The following is a 19,021-nucleotide window of genomic DNA, read 5'->3' on the forward strand; positions in this document are numbered from 1 at the left end:
CATCTTTAGGTTTATTTGACTATTTATCATATTGATTATCTCTTAACCTTAAAGAACATAGTTCTTCAAAAGCTGGTTTAAGTAAGTAAGGATATTCCCCAACCCATATTCTTTTACTTGGCAACCAAGCATCACTGATATTTAAAATACGAGAAAAGTCTTTCTTATTACTAAAAACTATGCACCTAACTATTGAATCAATGCTAATGACCTGATGTTTATTTTCTAATGGGAATCTTATATTAGATAGATAACCATCTTCATCTCCTAGTTCTAGGACTAACCAAGTCCTTTTATTTTCTATTAATTCTAGTTCTCCCATTTCATTAGCTTGCTCATGACTAGATTCAACAAGTTCCTCTGTAAAAACATCTAATACTTTACCTTCAAAAATAGCAGCAAATAGATTAGACTTTATTTTTGAATTTTTTCTACTTGCTTCTAATATTGGTCCCCATAGTAAATATAAAAGAAACACAACTCCAAGTATTAACCAAAGTGAATAAAACTGACTGGTAACCTGACTCTGACTTATGAGCAATGTTATTACACCACCAATAGAAGAAATAATTATTCTTTGAAGAATTTTCCTTGGATTGCCTAACGCTGCATTAAATTGATTGCTTGTAGCTACCGCAGGTATTAGTTTATCCAACTCATATCGACGTAGTGGAATAAGCATTCGTTAATTTAATAAGCTTTAAATGACTTTTTCAAGTCCATAAATAAGAGAATTTAAAAACCTAACTTTTTTAATTGTAAGCAATACACCTGGCATATAAGCAGATCTTTCAATTGTGTTGTGACTTAATAAATACGTTTCTCCTTTTGAACCAAACATAACTTGTTGATGAGCAACTATCCCAGGAAGCCTAACTGAATGGATTCTTAAACCACTTTTTCTAAGACCACCTCTACATCCTTCTAATGATTCACTTTCTTCAACTTGCATAGAGTTAAATTGCTTTCCAAATTCTTCAATTATTTCTGCTGTTTTTATACATGTCCCACTAGGAGCATCTGCCTTTTCGTTATGGTGAGATTCTGTTAATTCAATAAAATCGTAGAAATGGGCAGCTGCTGCTGCGGCTTGCTGCAAAAGGACCATTCCAATAGAAAAATTTGGGATAATTGCTCCACCAATAGATGCTTTTTCAGAAAAAATAGTTAGCTCATCAATTTGATTAGAAGTTAAGCCAGTAGTTCCTATTACAGGGTGAACTCCATAAGCTATTGCTGCCCTTGTATGCTCATAAACAACTTTAGGATGAGTAAAATCTACAAGCACAGCGCCATTATTGCCATTATTATTTCTAATTGATTGACTTGCAAAACATAAAGAAGCTTCTAAATCAGAAGTAATGGAAATGTCCAAGGAATTAATACCTAACTCAAGACCAATGTCATGCCCTTGCTTATCTGGAGCATTATCAATTGCTGCTACTAATTCGTATTGCTTTGATTGTGTTAGTGCCTTAATAACTTCTGCTCCCATTTTCCCAAGAGCACCTGCTACTAATACCGGAATTTTTTGGGATGTGTGATTATTCATTGAATTAATTTCAGGTTAAATCAAGTAATTACAGGGGATTATAAAAATTAGATGTAACATCCATTAAGAAAAAGCCACAGTTAATCCCCTTATAAACGTAGGCTTGGTCAAAATACCTAGCTCATAGAAAGATGTTTACACAGGTTCGCTCAGCCAATCGCAGAGTATTGCCTGTAGAAGGCCAAAATCATAAATATATAATGAAGTTAGTTTACTTGGTTTTAGAGCCTCAATACCAAAATGCACTTTCAGAAGCGGCAAAAGAACTAAATGAACAAAATGGCCCAATAGGAATAGAACTAAATGGGTATTTAATTGAAGAATTAAGAGACTCAACAAATTATTCAGATTTTAAAACCGATATAGCTCAAGCAGATGTATTTATAGGTTCACTTATTTTTATAGAAGATTTAGCACAAAAAGTAGTTGAGGCTGTTGAACCCCATAAACAAAGATTAAAAGCATCAATTGTTTTTCCTTCAATGCCTGAAGTAATGAGGCTGAATAAACTCGGGACTTTTTCTATGGCTCAGTTAGGTCAGAGCAAAAGTCTTATAGGCGATTTTATGAAAAAAAGAAAAGAGGCTGATGGGGCTGGGTTTCAAGATTCAATGCTTAAGCTACTAAATACACTTCCTTCAATCCTTAAATTTCTACCTGTTGACAAAGCGCAAGATGCTAGAAATTTTATTTTGGGTTTTCAATATTGGCTAGGTGGAACACCTGAAAACCTTAAAAACTTTTACTTATTATTAGCTGATAAATATGTAATAGAAGAAGATAATAATTTGGACATTAAAGTTAATGAGCCTAAGGTATTTCCAGATTTAGGAATATGGCATCCACTTGCACCAAAAATGTTTGAGGATATAAATGAATATATTAATTGGACTAAAAATAGAGCTGATCTTTCTCAAAAAGCATTAAAAGGTCCTTCAATTGGATTGGTATTGCAAAGAAGTCACATAGTTACTGGAGATGATGCACATTATGTAGCTGTAATTCAAGAACTTGAATATAGGGGAGCAACTGTAATTCCAATTTTTTGTGGCGGTCTTGACTTTTCAAAACCAGTTGAAAAATTCTTTTACGATCCAAATAATCAAAACGAACCCTTAACTGATGGAGTTGTCTCATTGACAGGATTTGCTTTAGTTGGTGGTCCAGCAAGACAAGATCATCCAAAAGCCATAGAAGCACTTAAAAAACTAAATAGGCCTTATATGGTTGCTCTGCCATTGGTTTTTCAAACAACACAAGAGTGGGAAGGAAGTGATCTTGGTCTTCATCCTGTTCAAGTTGCTTTGCAAATTGCAATCCCAGAATTAGATGGAGCTATTGAACCTATAGTCTTATCTGGAAGAGATGATGCAACCGGTAAGGCTCATACTCTTCAAGATAGGGTTGATGCAATAGCTCAAAGAGCAATTAAATGGTCCTCATTAAGGATAAAACCAAGAAATCTTAAGAAGCTGGCAATAACTGTTTTTAGTTTTCCTCCTGACAAAGGAAATGTAGGTACAGCAGCTTATTTAAATGTATTTGGCTCGATTCACAGAGTTTTGCAAGAAATGAAATTAAAAGGATATGACATTCAAGATTTACCAAAAACTCCAAAATTGTTAATGGAGAGATTAATTAGTGACCCAGAGGCTTTAGAAGGTTCTCCTGAATTAACAATTGCTCATAAAATGACCGTTAAAGAATATGAAAAGCTTACGCCATATTCATCAAGATTAGAAGAAAACTGGGGCAAACCTCCTGGGAACCTTAATAGCGACGGGCAAAACCTTTTGATATATGGTTGTCATTTTGGGAACGTATTTGTAGGTGTTCAACCAACATTTGGATACGAAGGCGATCCAATGAGATTGCTTTACTCCAAAAGTGCAAGTCCTCATCATGGTTTTGCCGCTTATTACACTTATTTAGAAAAGGTCTGGGATGCTGATGCTGTCCTCCACTTTGGTACTCATGGCTCATTAGAGTTTATGCCTGGTAAACAAATGGGAATGAGTGAAACATGTTATCCAGATTCACTTATAGGAGGACTACCTAATCTTTACTATTATGCAGCCAATAATCCATCTGAAGCAACAATTGCTAAAAGGAGAGGATATGCATCTACAATCAGTTATTTAACACCACCAGCTGAGAATGCTGGCCTATATAAAGGTCTAAAAGAATTAAGTGAATTAGTAGGTTCTTATCAACAATTGCGGGAAAGTGGAAGAGGGATTCAAATAATTAACGCAATTATAGAAACAGCAAAACAATGTAATCTAGACAAAGATGTAGATCTTCCAGATGAAGATGCTTCTACAATAAGTTTGGATGAAAGAGATTCTGTTGTTGGATCAATTTACAGTCAATTGATGGAAATAGAAAGTAGATTACTTCCTTGTGGTTTACATACAATAGGCATGCCACCTACAGCGGAAGAAGCTATAGCAAGTCTTGTAAGTATAGCTTCTTTAGAAAGAGAACAAGAAAAAATCAGATCTCTACCGGGATTACTTGCAGAAGCAATTGAACGGAATATAGATGATATATATAAAGGTAATAATAAAGGTGAACTAATAGATGTTGAACTAAATAAGAAGATAACTGAAACTGCAAGATCTGCAGTAAGAGCTATGGTTATATCCCTTACAGGTTCAGATGGAAGAGTTACACTTAAGAAAAATTTTTCAGAACAAATTATTGAATTCCTACGCTCAATAGGATTCAAAATACCTTCCCCATGGCAAAGCCAATGTATAAAAAACAACTTTAAAAATGTTGATAGTAAAGAACTGGATAAATTATTTGATTATTTGAGATTTTGTTTAAATCAAATTTGTGCTGATAAAGAAATGGATAGTCTTTTAAAAGCTTTAGATGGAGATTATGTTTTACCTGGGCCAGGTGGAGATCCAATAAGAAATCCAAGTGTACTTCCAAGTGGTAAAAATATACATGCCTTAGATCCTCAATCAATCCCAACTACAGCAGCTGTAGCAGCAGCAAAGGGAGTAGTAGAAAAACTTATAGAAAAACAAAAAGAAGAAGAAGGACAATGGCCTGAGACAATTGCATGTGTTTTATGGGGTACAGATAACATCAAGACTTATGGTGAATCATTAGCTCAGATACTCTGGTTTGTTGGTGTTAAACCAAAACCAGACTCTGTAGGTAGAGTGAATAAACTTGAGTTAATTCCTCTAGAGGAACTTGGCAGACCAAGAATAGATGTCGTGGTTAATTGTTCAGGTGTTTTCAGAGATTTATTTATTAATCAAATGGCATTAATAGATCAAGCTGTCAAAATGGCTGCAGAAGCAGATGAATCAATTAATGATAATTTCGTTAGAAAACATGCACTTGAACAAGCCAAATCAGAAGGCATAGAACTAAGAGATGCTGCCTGCAGGGTATTCTCCAATTCTAGTGGAAGTTATAGCTCAAATGTTAACTTAGCTGTTGAAAACTCTACTTGGGAAGAAGAAAATGAATTACAAGAAATGTATCTTTCTAGAAAGACTTATGCTTTTAATGCTGACAATCCAGGAGAGATGAATCAAAACAGAAAAGTATTTGAATCAGTTATGAAGACGGCAGATGTAACATTTCAGAATCTAGATTCATCAGAAATTTCTCTCACAGATGTAAGTCATTATTTTGATTCTGATCCAACAAATTTAATATCAAAATTAAGAGAGGATGGTAAAAAACCAAATAGCTATATAGCTGATACAACTACCGCAAATGCTCAAGTTAGGTCTTTAAGTGAAACAATCAGACTAGATTCAAGAACTAAATTGCTTAACCCGAAATGGTATGAAGGAATGCTTAATTCAGGCTATGAAGGTGTAAGAGAAGTTTCTAATAGACTTAATTACACATTAGGGTGGAGTGCAACAAGTGGCCAAGTAGATAATTTTGTATATGAAGAATCTAATGAAACATTTATAAATGATCCTGAAATGAGAAAACGACTGATGGAATTAAATCCACATAGTTTCCGTAGAATTGTAGGAACATTATTAGAAGTTAATGGTAGAGGTTATTGGGATACTTCAGAAGAAAATATTGAACAATTGAAAGAATTATATCAAGAGGTTGAAGACAAAATAGAAGGCGTTGAAACTGATTAGTCAATAAAATCTTAGTTTAATAATTCCACAAATAATTTGACATATTAATAACTTGAGAAGTTTCTTTAATATCATGAACTCTGACTATATTAACTTTTGCTTGAACACACCTACAAACAACAGCCAAACTCCCTAATAGTCTTTTTTTTGGATCACTCTCATTAAGAACATGTCCGATAAATCTCTTTCTAGATGGGCCTACTAAAACAGGGTATTTTGTATTGGTAAATTTTTCTAGATTTGCTAAAAGAGTAATATTTTGTTTATTGTCTTTAGCAAATCCCAAACCTGGATCTATAATTATCCTATCAGATGAAATTCCTGCATTAATCGCTTTATCTACCTGTATCATCAGTTCGTTAAAAACTTCTACTCCTACATTTTTATAACAAGCAAAGTCATTCATTGTTTTACTATTACCTCTACTATGGGTAATGACAAAAGTGCATTTAGAAGCTGAAATAACATCTAATATTTTTGGATCATGCCTTCCTCCAGTGACATCATTTATTACATCTACTCCAATATTTAAAACCTCTTCTGCAACTTTCGAATGGAAAGTATCTACTGATAATATTAAATTAGGATGTAATTTACGTAAGGTTCTTACTATAGGGAGAATTCTATTTAGTTCTTCTTCTGGGCTAACAAAATTAGCTCCCGGGCGAGTACTTTGTCCACCTATATCTAATATATCAACTCCAGATTTTATATGCTGCTTTGCCTTATTTATAGCATCTTCTGGTTTATAATATAAACCTCCATCACTAAATGAATCAGGAGTAATATTAAGAACTCCCATTATAGAGGTGTTTTTTTTATATATAATTTCTAGCAAAAGATTAGTTTTCAATATTAAAATTAGCTATTCTTCCAAAACTTATTGGGTCTAATGATGCTCCTCCTACTAGCACTCCATCAATATCACTCATTGACATAATTTCATCAATGTTCGAAGGCTTAACTGAACCGCCATATTGGATTACTAGATCTGAAGTTCCTACCCATTCTCTTATTAGTCCACAAATTCTATTTGCCTCTTTTGATTCACATGTTCTTCCTGTACCAATCGCCCAGATTGGTTCATATGCAATTACAAGATTATTAGCATCTAATTGTTCTAGGCCTTGTTCAACTTGACGCCTAATTACACGCTCAGCTTCACCTCGTTCTCTCTGTTCAATACTTTCTCCTACACAAACGATAGGTATTAAACCATTTGACTGTGCTGACCTAGCGCGAAGATTAATTTGTTCATCACTTTCACTAAAATATTTTCTTGGTTCACTATGACCAACTATTGCGTAGCGTACTTCATGCTCTAATAGCATTTGTGGTGAGATTTCTGCTGTAAAAGCACCTTGATCCTCCCAATGAACATTCTGACTTGATATAAAGACATCTGTTTCTTTTAAAAGAGAACTTAAGGTAGAAATTGCAGTAAATGGGGGTGCTATTACAACATCACGATCTGAGGGAAATTCCTTAGCTAAAGGTAAAAACTTAGTCATATATTCAACTGCTGAAGCACATGTCATGTGCATCTTCCAATTACCAGCAATAACTGTTTTACGCACTCTTAGTCCCTCGTAATTAATCGCTATTATCTAACTTACGGCCTAGGGGTTGATTATTTGAAAAGATGTACTCATTGTTAGCCAAAGAGACAAGATCACCCTGACGTAATTGTCTGCCGCGTCTAGTCTCTATGAAACCATTTACTGCTACATGTCCACCACTAATAAGGTGTTTTGCCTGACCTCCAGATCCAGCAACTCCAATCCATTTTAAAAATTGATCCAATTTCATAAAAAAAGACAGTCAAAAAAATGATTTCAAGTTCAGAATTTAGCTTCAAAAGGTTAGTGCCACTTTTATCCCCCTATTCGCATCAAATATTTTTAGGGGGGATTTTTATGATTATCTATGTAGCATGTTGGCCCCTACTAGCTTGGTTGGCAGGAAAACTCATTCCAGCAATAGGAGAAGGTGATTTAGAAACAGTAATAAAAATAATAGTCCAATCTCTACTAGTTTTTTTAATTCAAAAATCATCTCAATACCTTCAAGATACTATTTTGGCCAAACCAGCCCTAAAAATAAGTCAGGAATTGAGACAAAATATATTTAACAAGTTACAAAAAATAAAAATAGAATCAATAGAAAAACTTTCTACAGGAGATATAACATATAGATTAACAGAAGATGCAGATAGAGTAGGTGAGGTTATATATAAAACAATCCAAGACACCCTACCATGTACATTTCAATTGATAGCTGTTATAGGTTATATGTTCTTTCTAGATATAAATCTATCACTGGCAACTATTCTATTAGCACCAATAATTTCATTATTAGTTGGTAAATTTGGAGAGCAAGTGTTATTAACAACAGAAAGAAGTCAGAAACAAATAAGCAATCTTGCAAGTTTACTTTCTGAATCTATACAAATATTACCTCTTATAAGAGCCTTTGGATCAGAGAAATGGTTACAGAAAAGATTTAACGATGAAGTAGAACTCCATAGATATGCAAAATATAAATCGTTAAAACAAATAGCTTTGCAACATCCTGTAATTGGATTTATAGAAGCTCTAGGCATATTAATAGTTCTAGCTATAGGTGCCTTAAGAATTCAAACAGGTGCAATTAATGGACAAGAGTTTAGTAGTTTCTTTGCAGCTTTATTAATGTTAATTGATCCTATTAGCCATTTAACTACAAATTTTAATGAACTTCAACAAGGGCAAGCATCACTTAAAAGACTACGAGAAATTGAGAATGAGCCTATAGAACCAGAGATTAATAATATTCCTAATAAAATATCAAGAGATCATGGAAGAATACATTTTAATAATGTATCTTTCTCTTATGTAAATAACAAGCAAGTAATTAATAGCATATCCATAAATATTAATCCAGGAGAAATGGTAGCCTTAGTAGGCCCCTCAGGCGCTGGTAAAAGCACAATATTTTCTCTACTGTTAAAGTTCATCAGTCCTCAGAAAGGTGAGATTTATATTGATGGCAACAATATATCAATTACTAATACTAAAGAAATAAGGAAGAGAATGGCTATTGTTCCTCAAAAAGTTAACATTCTTTCAGGCTCAATTATAGAAAGCATTAGGTTTGGAAGAAAGTATACACTTGAGGATGTTATTGAAGCAGCTAAAATAGCTAATGCTCATGAATTCATAATGAACTTTCCTAATAAATATAATACTTATATAGAAGAAAGAGGCACTAATTTATCAGGTGGACAATTACAAAGAATTTCTATCGCAAGAGCTGTTCTAGGTAATCCATCGATATTGTTATTAGATGAAGCCACTAGTGCACTTGATGCAGAAGCTGAGAGATCTGTTCAAATGGGATTATCTCAAGCAATGAAAAACAGAACAGTTTTGGTAATAGCGCACAGATTATCTACGACCCAAGAAGCAGATAAAATTATTCTTCTTGAAGAAGGTACAGTTAAAGAGATAGGCAAGCATGATGATCTAATGAAAAGTGATGGAAAATATAGAGATCTATGTGAAAAACAATTTATTAGAGATAAAAGACAATTAAATTAACTAATGTAATTATTATTAATTAATAAATTTACTACTATATAATAATAAAAATATCTAATTTAAATGGCTATCCCTTATAAAGAACAATCAGACCCGATACTTACATTTGATGGTAAACGCTATAATGTAAAAGAATTACCAGATGAAACAAAGGAAATTCTAAAAGGGCTTCAAGTAGCAGATAATCAACTAAGGCTATATGAAGATACACTTAAAGTATTGGCAGTTGGCAGGCAATCTATGGCTAAACAACTTAGTGAAAGTCTGAGAAATATTAAATCCTTAGAAGAAAAGTGAATTAATTTTTCTAATCAATTAACTTACTATTTGTGGATATCTTGCAATGCATTCACAGATATATCCTCATTTTGTAGTGCATAAATACCCTCTACCGCAGCTCTAGCACCAGCTAAAGTAGTAAGAGTTGGAACTGAGTAATCAAGCGCAGCCCTTCGTAAATATTTATCATCATGAATGGCTTGCCTACCAATAGGTGTATTAATAATCAGCTGAATATGACCAGACCTAATCTGATCCTCAATGTTAGGTCTACCTTCATGGACTTTTAACACTTTTAAAACTTCAATACCTGCTTTTGATATAAATTCTGCAGTACCAGATGTAGCTCTCAATGAAAACCCCAAATCAACAAGGCCTTGCGCAATAGGAATCAAACCTGACTTATCCCTATCATTAGCAGATAAAAATACTATTCCCTTAGTTGGGAGAGCCTCTCCTGCTGAAATTTCTGACTTTGCGTATGCCATACCAAAATTATTTGCTGAGGACATAACTTCACCAGTGGATCTCATCTCAGGACCTAAAACACTGTCAGATCCAGGAAACTTTCTAAAAGGCAATACAGCTTCTTTTATGGTTTGCAGTGGAGGAACTGGTTCATTGTGTATCCCTAGTTCACTTAATGTTTTTCCTATAAGAAGACTTGTAGCTAATCTTGCTATAGGTAATCCAGTTGCCTTAGAAACAAAAGGAACTGTCCTTGAGGCTCTTGGATTAGCCTCAATAATAAATACTTTTTCTATACCCAAAATATCTTTTTGAACAGCAAACTGAAGGTTTATTAATCCAGTTACATTTAATGAATTAGATATAGATTTTGTCCATTGTTTTATAATTTCAATAGAACTTTGAGAAAGTGATACTGATGGCAAGCAACAAGCTGAATCTCCAGAATGAACTCCAGCTGGTTCTATATGTTCCATAAGGCCAGCAATAACAACATTACCAGTAGAATCTGATAAAGCATCTACATCTACCTCAATAGCATTTTCTAAATATTGATCTATCAACACTGGGTGATCAGGTTCAACCTTAACGGCCTGTTTCATATATGTTTGTAATTCATTCTTCTCATAAACTATTTCCATTGCTCTACCACCAAGAACATAAGAGGGTCTAACAACTAAAGGGTATGAAATCTTTTTCGCAACTTGTTCTGCTTCAAATGATGATCTAGCAATTCCATTTTTAGGTTGTCGGATCTTTAATTGATTTAATATCTGATCAAATTGTTCTCTATCTTCTGCTGTATCTATTGAAGTAGGAGATGTTCCAAGTATTTTTGCGCCTGATTTTTTCCCGTCTTCAGATTGTAACCATTTAAAGATAGGAATAGAAAGTTTTAGAGGTGTTTGTCCTCCAAACTGAATTATTACGCCATCTGGTCTTTCTTGCTCAATAACATTCAAGACATCTTCTAAAGTTAAAGGTTCAAAATAAAGACAATCACTAGTGTCATAATCAGTTGAAACAGTTTCTGGATTACTATTAAGCATTATTGTATTGAAGCCTTCTTTCTGTAATTGAAATGAAGCATGACAACAACAATAATCAAATTCGATTCCCTGACCTATTCTATTAGGACCACCTCCTAGAATCAGTATTTTCTTATTTTTAAATTTATTAATTTCTGACAATTGTTTTTTTTCTATGGTAGTTCCATCAGAATTAATTAGATAAAAAGGCTTTTCATATGTAGAGTAATGATAGGGTGTACTTGACTCAAACTCTGCTGCACATGTATCTACAGTTTTATAAGTAGGTATTATATTATATTTCTTTCTTATAGACCTAATATCATATTCACTAATACTAAAAGAATCTCCTATTTGAATATCTGAAAATCCTAATTGCTTAAGCTCAAATAAAAATTTGGGGTCTAAATTACTAATATTGTTAAGTTTTTTTAGCCTTGTTTCTGCGTTAACTATATTTCTTAATTTTGATAGGAACCAAAGGTCAATGTGCGATAGAGAATTTATATAATCATCAGATTTACCATTTAACATTGCTAATTTAATTGCTATTATTCTATCTGGCGAAGGAACTCTTAAGAATCTATCAATTTCACTTAAGCCAAAAGGAAGATTATTTTCATCAAATGACCAACCTGATAAACCAGTTTCTAATGATCGCAAAGCTTTTTGAAAAGACTCCTCAAAACATCTACCTATAGCCATCACTTCACCAACAGATTTCATGGATGTATTTAAAATTGCAGGAGATCCATTAAATTTTTCAAACGCAAAACGAGGGATTTTAGTAACGATATAATCAATTGTTGGCTCAAAACATGAAGGAGTTTTTGTTGTTATATCATTAGTTATCTCATCTAATCTATAACCAACAGCCAAAAGTGCTGCGATTTTTGCAATCGGAAATCCTGTCGCTTTACTTGCTAATGCTGAAGATCTTGAAACCCTCGGATTCATTTCAATAACGATTACTTCACCATCAATAGGGTTAATAGCAAATTGAATATTACTACCACCAGTTGCAACACCTATTTCTCTAATAATTTTAATAGATTGATCTCTTAACCTTTGATATTCTTTATCAGTTAATGTTTGCGCTGGAGCAACAGTTATAGAATCACCAGTATGTACCCCCATTGGATCAAAATTCTCTATACTACATACAATAACTACATTATCTGATATATCTCTCATTACTTCTAATTCAAATTCCTTCCATCCCAATAAAGACTTTTCTATAAGTATTTGAGATACTGGACTAGATTCTATACCTGATTTACAGATCTCTATAAACTCCTCTTCATTATAAGCAATACCACCTCCAGTACCACCTAAGGTAAAAGCAGGTCTAATTATTCTAGGAAAAGAATGTATATTAGAACCAACAATCTTAGCCTCCTCAATATCACAAGCTATTCCAGATGGACATACATTTACTCCTATTTTTTCCATACTACTTTTAAACAATTGACGATCTTCAGCCTTTTTAATTGAAATTAAATCTGCTCCTATTAGTTCAACTCCAAACTTTTTCAAATTTCCAGATTCAGATAAATCTACTGCTGCGTTAAGAGCCGTTTGTCCTCCCATAGTTGGCAAAAGAGCATCAGGCCTCTCTAATTCAATGATTTTTGTTATGACCTCTGTGGTTAAAGGTTCTATATATGTCCTGTCTGCCATTTCAGGATCTGTCATGATCGAGGCAGGATTTGAATTAACAAGAATAACTTCATATCCCTCATTCTTGAGGGCTTTGCAGGCTTGAGTACCTGAATAGTCGAATTCACAGGCCTGGCCAATAACAATTGGACCTGAACCAAGAATTAATATGCGACGTATATCTTTACGCCGTGGCATTGTTTTTAATAATTTGCTCTGATTTTCATGTAGCTTCTATTCAAGCTGATAAGAGTCAGCTAACCAAGTCGCTACTAACATACAAATAATAGCTAAGTTGTTTGGATTGAGAAGCTAAACCATGAGCGAGCTACAGCGTTTAAAAGGACTACTTCCACCTGAAAATCAAAGCTGGGTTTTCGTAGAACCTGCAGCAGCTATAGATCCTCCTCTTATCGACTTGGAAGAGATTGGAAGAGATGAAGTTGAAATACAAATAGATATAGAACAATGGGAAACATTTGCACTTGATCATAGAAATTTACTTTTCTGGCATGAAGTTGGAAGAATTCAAAACGATACAATTCCAAGAGATGGCTGGGAGATGGCAGCTCTAGCTATTGGTCTTGGTGGTGCAATTGGAGAATTATGGGTTCAAGATGGTTTATTACTTTTAATGGCTTTAGGACTTTCTGGTTTTGCAGGTTACAGACTTTATTTAAAAAACAATTCAGAAAAGAGAATACAAGATGCCATTTCGGCTGACGAAAGAGCAATTGATCTGGCATGTAGGTTTGGATATAGTGTTCCTAATGCTTATAAAAGTCTTGGGGGAGCACTTAAAGATTTAATCGAAAAAACACGTAAAAAGAAAAAAAGATCATTTTACGAAGATAGGCTAGAGGCACTTAGGAAAAGTGCAGAAAGAGCAAGAGCAGAAATGGCGTCACAGGAAGGCTCTAGTCAATCAATAACGAGTGAAAATGTATATGGATAGTAAAAGGTTAATTAAGATTGCTGCAGAAGCAGCAGATAATCTTAAAGCTTCGAATATTAAGTTGATTCAAATTGAAAAGGTTTCAAGCCTTGCTGATTGGATTATGATTAGCGAAGGTTTATCAGACGTTCAAGTAAGATCAATAGTTAAAGCAATTGAAATTAAATTAAATGAAGATGCAAACTTATTACCTTTAAGAAAAGAAGGTGTTATCGAAGCAAAGTGGGCTTTGCTTGATTATGGAGACATAATAATTAATATATTTCAACCTAAGGAAAGAAAGTACTATGAACTAGAAGCCTTTTGGAGCAATGGAATAACCCATAATTATTCAGAACAGTATTGATCAAATAACCTTGAAACAATCAAATTACAGTCCTGTTCCTATAAAACAAATACCATTACAGGAATTCATTGAATTATCTAAATCAATTTTTTTTTCTTGGCCATTAAAAGGGTCTATTCAACTTAATATAAGGTTATTTATAACTTGGTTATTATTTCTACCAATATTTCTAATCATAATTAGTGGTAGCTATTCTCTAAAAAATGATCTGTTTAATTATTTAATCATTTCTTTTTTATCTAGTCTCCTTATACCTTTCATCTTATTAATAAGACAATTACTTGGATGGAGTTATGTTTACAAAAGGCTTAAATCTGAAGCTATTAACTATGAAGAAACAGATTGGCATGATGGTCAAAGTTGGAAAAAACCCATTATTTGGCAGAATAGAGATAAACTAGTTGCAAATAATGACCTAATGCCAATATTAACAACGTTAAAAAGATCACTCTTTGTGCTAACGTTAATCTTTATATTTTCATCCTCTCTAATAGTATACAAATTCAACTAAATTAATGAACATTAATAAAAATATGAACTTAGATAATATGAATAGGAATTACTTAAGAGTTTATCTTAAGAGAAACTCATCTATAGAGTCTGTTCATATAGTTAATGCTGTTATATGTGACAAAAAAGGCCGGATATTAATGAAAGCTGGAGATCCAAAATACACAACATTTATAAGATCTGCATTAAAACCATTCCAAGCTATTCCTTTTGTAAGTTCAGGTGCTTATAAAAATTCATTATTAGATGAAAAAACACTTGCAATAGCATGTAGTTCCCATGCTGGAACAACAAATCATGCTCGGCAATCATTTAAAATTTTATGGTATTCAAAAATTGAAGCTTCTCAACTTCAATGCCCAATACCAGAAGGAAAAAATAATAGACTTGAACATAATTGTTCTGGAAAACATGCTGCATTTTTAGCAACCTGTAAAAAAATGAATTGGCCATTAAATAATTATTTAGATATTAATCATCCTCTTCAAATTGAAATTAATAGAAGAGTTTCAGAACTAATTGGAATACCGCGTGAAGAACTCATCTCAGCCAAAGATGATTGCGGTGCACCTACACTAAAAATGCAACTTGATCAAATGGCGTTACTTTATGCACATTTAGGAGATTCAACACATAGCGAATTAGAACAAATTAATCGAGCAATGATAAGACAACCTGAACTAATTGCTGGCATAGGTAAATTTGATACAGAAGTAATAAAAAGAGCTCATGGACAATTGTTATGCAAGGGAGGTTCTGAAGGAATTCAATGCATAAGCAAACTAGGTGATGGAATGGGAATTGCTATAAAGGTTCAAGATGGTTCTAAAAGAGCCAAGCAAGCTGTAGCTCTTCATTTGTTAAAGCAATTAGAATGGATGACTCCAATAAGCCTTCAGGAACTAGAAGATCAGGTCTTAAAAATAAAACCAGGATTAGAACTTGAAGTGGAGGGTCAACTAAAATTTCAAGAAAACTAAATCTTTTATATAAGCAATTGGTACATTCACATGTATGCTTATAGAGCATCGCGGGGTAGAGCAGTCTGGTAGCTCGTCGGGCTCATAACCCGAAGGTCGGGAGTTCAAATCTCCCCCCCGCCACCAACATAAAAGCCAGTCTTTGACTGGCTTTTTTTAATGTCAGCTAAAAATATTAATTAAAATAAATCCCTCTAGCATCTAAATACAACTTTTCTTCTAATTTATTCAATACCAATAAAAAACATACCTAGGCAATCTAGAGTTATTATGCCTCTTCAGACCAAGGGCTATCTAGTTATACTAGTCACTCTAGGTAGAGATCTTTTTAGTTAGTCTTATATATATATATATATAATAGTAGAGGATAAGTAAATTATTTGTATGAATAAAATAAATGTTGCTGATCCTGGGATAAAAGGGATTAATTTAAGGACCAATGACGTTAGTGAAGCTGAAATAAAATCCTGCAGAATATGTGGATCATATAAATTGGAGAGAGCTCTTGAAGTTCAATCAAACCCTAATATTTACTTTACGAGATGCACAGATTGCAGAATTACACAATGCTCATGTTTACCTAAAAAAGCATTCATAGAAAATCTTTATAACGAAAAGCAGAACTTACTTTCAAAAACAGAAGTTAATGTAGGAGATAGACTTGGGCATGCAGCATCGCATATTGCTAAAAATCTATATCGACAATTAAATAATAGAGATAGGCTATTAAATACAAAAGTAATACATGTTCTTGATTTTGGTGGAGGCACTGGACAACTCTCAATAGAAATTTTAAAAAAACTTAGAAAGCTTTTAGGGAATATTCAATTTGAGCTAAATATTTGTGATTACAGTAAACCAGAGTTAAAAAAAAATATAATAGGAATAAAAACTAAATCATATAGAACTTTAAGTGATCTGCCAGAATTAGCTACCTTTGACATTTGTATAGCATCTTCAATCTTGGAACATGTAACCGATCCAATTAATGATCTTTTTATAATAATATCAAAAATAAATCGTGATGGCATAATTTACATGAGAACTCCATGGATAATTCCCTTAGCGGCATTATTAAAGAGAATAAAGATAAAAATTGATACTTTATATCCTATTCACTTATATGACATGGGCGGAGATTTCTATGAAGGGAAAGTATTGCGTAAGCTGATTAATAGAAATTACAAAATAGTTATGTCTAGAACAAGTTTTATTAATGCTAGTCCAAGTAAACAATTCATAACGTATATACTATCGGCAATACTTAAGATGCCAACATATATTTTCGGCATTAAATGGCCTTTTTGTGGAGGTTGGGAAGTTATTTTTAAAATACTCTAAAGATGATGTAAGAAATCAAACTTACAAGAATCTAAATTCTAGACTAATCCTTGTGTGTTTACTTAAATTAATAGCTCCACCATGAATTAAATATGGTGAGAAAATCATAATTTCTCCATAATCTACTATTGGTCTAATAAGATTTAATGGCTCTTTAGAAGCTTTTGAAAGAATAGCTGGTACTGAAAATTTCTTCTTGTCAATAATAGGGTTTAAAAGAGTTCTTATAATCGAATTTTCATTCCAGAAATGACTTTCTTCTATTAACGAAAGAGAACTATCATTATTAACCCCATAAATTGGCATGAAGCTATTAATAGCATTTCTTAAATGTGATATATAAACGTCTCTATGAGGTGGATTAAAATCATTAGCTGCGGGCCTAATAATTCTAATTAACAAGGCTGGTACGTGATTTATATGTTGAAGCTGTAAATTCTTTCCAAGATTATTAGAGACCCAATGTTCTAAATCGGTTACTTTAAAAGGTAATTCATCAAAACCTATTCCAGTATTATATAGCTTCCTTACTCTCTTGTAAAAGAAAGTATCTTCCATTTTCTGGAACATATCATCTACGTTATCTGAAGATAAATTAATTTCAAAAACTTTACCAATATAATCATATACAGATTTTCTAAGATTAATAAATTGTGTGTTATCTAAAAATCTAGAAACAAAATAACCCCTATTATTATTTTTATGATGCTCTAATATATTATGGTCTGAAAGTAACAGGATCTCATTTTTAGGATCAGAAAGAATCTGTCCTTGAAAACTTCTTATTACTTTCTTCCCATTTACATAATAGAAAAAATGATCTTTTGCTAAAGAATTAGTATACATATACTAGCGTTATACAGTTTTTTACTGATTTTTGTAAAATAAAATCTTTAACAATATAAATTATAAGTGTATATTGTGCAAGCTAATCTAATTAATTATTTGTTGATACTATTTTCTATTTTAGTAATAGCTTTAATAATAGATTCAGAAACTACTTTATGAGCATAAGGATTCCAATGTCCATCATTAATAAATTCAAACTTATGATTTGTAGTCTTAAATACCCTTCTAAAATCATTATCCAAATCAATTATACTAAAACCTTTGCTTTTGAGTTTATTCATTAGATAGTTACGTTGCATTTCAAAATAACTACTTTTAGGTATTCTTTCGTCATATATATTCTGCCGATCAGCATCAAAAATAAAAATTGTTTTTTTTCTTTCTAATGAAGATTTCCTTAAACGTTCAATATTATAAATAAGCAAATCAGACGAATGGTATCCATCTATATAACGTTGATGATCAGTATCAATTTCAGAATCTATAATATTAGCTGCTATTTTACCTTCTACACAAGCATCCCATAAGAAACATAAAGGTTTGCTATAAAATATTCCTGCTGCTTCTAAGTTTATAATTATATATCTAGATAATGCAAAGTTATTTACAATAAATCTTTTAAATATAGCTCTAAAATTTTCTAAATAAGGATCAAAAATAATATTATTAGAATCGAGTTTGAAAAAGAAGTATCCTTTTGCAGCAATAGAACTATATTCTTTAAAAGACGTTTCAAAATCATTCGAAATAATAGTAATTATTACATAAGAATCCTGAATCATTGCTTTGTTTGAAGCAAATTCAAGGGCCTTAACATAATGAGGAAAAGAATATCCCATTGCTCCTATAGATGTTGAGACAATATTTAATTTCCTTTTAGTTTTATTTTGATAAATTTTACTATGGGTTAATATCCCATGAAAAGATTCATCATTTCTTACTTGTTTAGCTTCTACAAAAGAATCTCCTATAGAAATAATTGGTATGCTATTGATATTATTTTTAGAATATTGACTAAAATCTATATCAGAAAATTGCCCTATATCATTTACATTCTTAATTACATCAATAGGAAATGGAGGAAATGCTCCTTTTATATACCTCAATTTAGAAAAAGGTTTTCTGCGATGAAAACATTTAATATTAATTATTGAATTCTCTGGGCATTGAATTGGGAATACAATTGAAGTAGAGTCAGAAGCTGGCAAAAGTCTAGCTATAGTTTCAGCTGTAATTATTGAAATAAAGATCCCAAATGATAATGCAACAAGATTCTTAAATGTTTTATTTAATTTATTGACGTGAATTAAGAATTTCATTTTACTTTGCAAAATAAAGCC

General features: G+C 32.5%; 16 protein-coding genes and 1 tRNA gene. 9 read left to right on the top strand and 8 right to left on the bottom strand.

The features are described from left to right. Nucleotides 1-19: 19 nt before the first annotated feature. Together O5636_RS02170 and dapB are read right to left on the bottom strand one after the other, a co-directional pair. Entirely contained in the window at nt 20-682 is a 663-nt protein-coding gene (locus O5636_RS02170; RefSeq protein ID WP_269622983.1) for a hypothetical protein, read from the bottom strand. Nucleotides 683-700: 18 nt separating this feature from the next. Continuing rightward, nucleotides 701-1,552: a 4-hydroxy-tetrahydrodipicolinate reductase gene (gene dapB, locus O5636_RS02175; RefSeq protein WP_269622984.1), complete on the bottom strand. Its 852-nt coding sequence runs from the start codon at nt 1,550-1,552 to the stop codon at nt 701-703. A gap of 131 nt (nt 1,553-1,683) precedes the next feature. Between dapB and O5636_RS02180 the strand changes: the two genes are divergently transcribed. Further along, nucleotides 1,684-5,688 carry a magnesium chelatase subunit H gene (locus O5636_RS02180; protein ID WP_269622985.1) on the top strand — a complete coding sequence of 1,335 codons (4,005 nt, stop codon included), beginning with the start codon at nt 1,684-1,686 and terminating at the stop codon, nt 5,686-5,688. Nucleotides 5,689-5,704: 16 nt separating this feature from the next. On the opposite strand, the gene folP is transcribed toward O5636_RS02180, so the two are convergent. From folP to O5636_RS02195, 3 genes are read right to left on the bottom strand one after another with little or no spacing between them, the layout of a single operon-like run. Then, nucleotides 5,705-6,541 carry a dihydropteroate synthase gene (gene folP, locus O5636_RS02185; RefSeq protein WP_269622986.1) on the bottom strand — a complete coding sequence of 279 codons (837 nt, stop codon included), beginning with the start codon at nt 6,539-6,541 and terminating at the stop codon, nt 5,705-5,707. Continuing rightward, entirely contained in the window at nt 6,531-7,265 is a 735-nt protein-coding gene (tpiA, locus tag O5636_RS02190) for a triose-phosphate isomerase (protein ID WP_269622987.1), read from the bottom strand. The genes folP and tpiA overlap by 11 nt, the downstream gene beginning before the upstream one ends. 16 nt (nt 7,266-7,281) lie before the next feature. After that, a complete protein-coding gene (locus tag O5636_RS02195) occupies nt 7,282-7,497 on the bottom strand; it encodes an RNA-binding S4 domain-containing protein (protein ID WP_269622988.1) in 216 nt (71 codons plus the stop codon). A 20-nt stretch (nt 7,498-7,517) separates the two neighbouring features. On the opposite strand from O5636_RS02195, the gene O5636_RS02200 reads away from it, so the two are divergent. Then, nucleotides 7,518-9,266, top strand: a complete 1,749-nt coding sequence (locus tag O5636_RS02200; RefSeq protein WP_269622989.1) for an ABC transporter ATP-binding protein — start codon at nt 7,518-7,520, stop codon at nt 9,264-9,266. 63 nt (nt 9,267-9,329) lie between these two features. Beyond that, nucleotides 9,330-9,563, top strand: a complete 234-nt coding sequence (locus O5636_RS02205) for a DUF6447 family protein (protein WP_269622990.1) — start codon at nt 9,330-9,332, stop codon at nt 9,561-9,563. A 26-nt stretch (nt 9,564-9,589) separates the two neighbouring features. Here the strand turns inward: O5636_RS02205 and carB are convergent, their stop codons facing one another. Continuing rightward, nucleotides 9,590-12,898, bottom strand: a complete 3,309-nt coding sequence (gene carB, locus O5636_RS02210; protein WP_269622991.1) for a carbamoyl-phosphate synthase large subunit — start codon at nt 12,896-12,898, stop codon at nt 9,590-9,592. A 121-nt stretch (nt 12,899-13,019) separates the two neighbouring features. Between carB and O5636_RS02215 the strand changes: the two genes are divergently transcribed. From O5636_RS02215 to O5636_RS02240, 6 genes are all read left to right on the top strand, one after another. Beyond that, the gene (locus tag O5636_RS02215) at nt 13,020-13,655 is read left to right on the top strand and encodes a DUF3318 domain-containing protein (protein WP_269622992.1); all 636 of its coding nucleotides are present in this window, start codon (nt 13,020-13,022) and stop codon (nt 13,653-13,655) included. Next, nucleotides 13,648-14,001 carry a ribosome silencing factor gene (gene rsfS, locus O5636_RS02220; RefSeq protein WP_269622993.1) on the top strand — a complete coding sequence of 118 codons (354 nt, stop codon included), beginning with the start codon at nt 13,648-13,650 and terminating at the stop codon, nt 13,999-14,001. The genes O5636_RS02215 and rsfS overlap by 8 nt, the downstream gene beginning before the upstream one ends. 10 nt (nt 14,002-14,011) lie before the next feature. After that, nucleotides 14,012-14,512: a CGLD27 family protein gene (locus tag O5636_RS02225; RefSeq protein WP_269622994.1), complete on the top strand. Its 501-nt coding sequence runs from the start codon at nt 14,012-14,014 to the stop codon at nt 14,510-14,512. Nucleotides 14,513-14,534: 22 nt separating this feature from the next. Further along, nucleotides 14,535-15,491 carry an asparaginase gene (locus O5636_RS02230; RefSeq protein WP_269622995.1) on the top strand — a complete coding sequence of 319 codons (957 nt, stop codon included), beginning with the start codon at nt 14,535-14,537 and terminating at the stop codon, nt 15,489-15,491. Between the two features lie 49 nt (nt 15,492-15,540). Further along, nucleotides 15,541-15,617: transfer RNA gene (locus tag O5636_RS02235), tRNA-Met, on the top strand. Nucleotides 15,618-15,875: 258 nt separating this feature from the next. Next, nucleotides 15,876-16,832: a methyltransferase domain-containing protein gene (locus O5636_RS02240; RefSeq protein ID WP_269622996.1), complete on the top strand. Its 957-nt coding sequence runs from the start codon at nt 15,876-15,878 to the stop codon at nt 16,830-16,832. A gap of 21 nt (nt 16,833-16,853) precedes the next feature. Here the strand turns inward: O5636_RS02240 and O5636_RS02245 are convergent, their stop codons facing one another. Both O5636_RS02245 and O5636_RS02250 read right to left on the bottom strand, forming a co-directional pair. After that, nucleotides 16,854-17,678 carry a hypothetical protein gene (locus O5636_RS02245; protein WP_269622997.1) on the bottom strand — a complete coding sequence of 275 codons (825 nt, stop codon included), beginning with the start codon at nt 17,676-17,678 and terminating at the stop codon, nt 16,854-16,856. Between the two features lie 95 nt (nt 17,679-17,773). Next, complete coding sequence (locus O5636_RS02250) at nt 17,774-19,000, bottom strand: hypothetical protein (RefSeq protein ID WP_269622998.1); 1,227 nt, start codon at nt 18,998-19,000, stop codon at nt 17,774-17,776. Nucleotides 19,001-19,021 lie beyond the last annotated feature (21 nt).

It is taken from the genome of Prochlorococcus marinus str. MIT 0918 (assembly GCF_027359415.1).
Taxonomy (GTDB): Bacteria; Cyanobacteriota; Cyanobacteriia; order PCC-6307; family Cyanobiaceae; genus Prochlorococcus_E; species Prochlorococcus_E marinus_C.

What these genes read in the sequence shown, in the direction of transcription:
- O5636_RS02250 (WP_269622998.1), bottom strand. Translation starts at nt 19,000, where the DNA reads ATGAAATTCTTAATTCACGTCAATAAATTAAATAAAACATTTAAGAAT.
- rsfS (WP_269622993.1), top strand. Translation starts at nt 13,648, where the DNA reads ATGGATAGTAAAAGGTTAATTAAGATTGCTGCAGAAGCAGCAGATAAT.
- O5636_RS02170 (WP_269622983.1), bottom strand. Translation starts at nt 682, where the DNA reads ATGCTTATTCCACTACGTCGATATGAGTTGGATAAACTAATACCTGCG.
- O5636_RS02240 (WP_269622996.1), top strand. Translation starts at nt 15,876, where the DNA reads ATGAATAAAATAAATGTTGCTGATCCTGGGATAAAAGGGATTAATTTA.
- O5636_RS02230 (WP_269622995.1), top strand. Translation starts at nt 14,535, where the DNA reads ATGAACTTAGATAATATGAATAGGAATTACTTAAGAGTTTATCTTAAG.
- O5636_RS02215 (WP_269622992.1), top strand. Translation starts at nt 13,020, where the DNA reads ATGAGCGAGCTACAGCGTTTAAAAGGACTACTTCCACCTGAAAATCAA.
- O5636_RS02180 (WP_269622985.1), top strand. Translation starts at nt 1,684, where the DNA reads ATGTTTACACAGGTTCGCTCAGCCAATCGCAGAGTATTGCCTGTAGAA.
- O5636_RS02205 (WP_269622990.1), top strand. Translation starts at nt 9,330, where the DNA reads ATGGCTATCCCTTATAAAGAACAATCAGACCCGATACTTACATTTGAT.
- dapB (WP_269622984.1), bottom strand. Translation starts at nt 1,552, where the DNA reads ATGAATAATCACACATCCCAAAAAATTCCGGTATTAGTAGCAGGTGCT.
- O5636_RS02245 (WP_269622997.1), bottom strand. Translation starts at nt 17,678, where the DNA reads ATGTATACTAATTCTTTAGCAAAAGATCATTTTTTCTATTATGTAAAT.
- O5636_RS02195 (WP_269622988.1), bottom strand. Translation starts at nt 7,497, where the DNA reads ATGAAATTGGATCAATTTTTAAAATGGATTGGAGTTGCTGGATCTGGA.
- carB (WP_269622991.1), bottom strand. Translation starts at nt 12,898, where the DNA reads ATGCCACGGCGTAAAGATATACGTCGCATATTAATTCTTGGTTCAGGT.
- O5636_RS02200 (WP_269622989.1), top strand. Translation starts at nt 7,518, where the DNA reads ATGATTTCAAGTTCAGAATTTAGCTTCAAAAGGTTAGTGCCACTTTTA.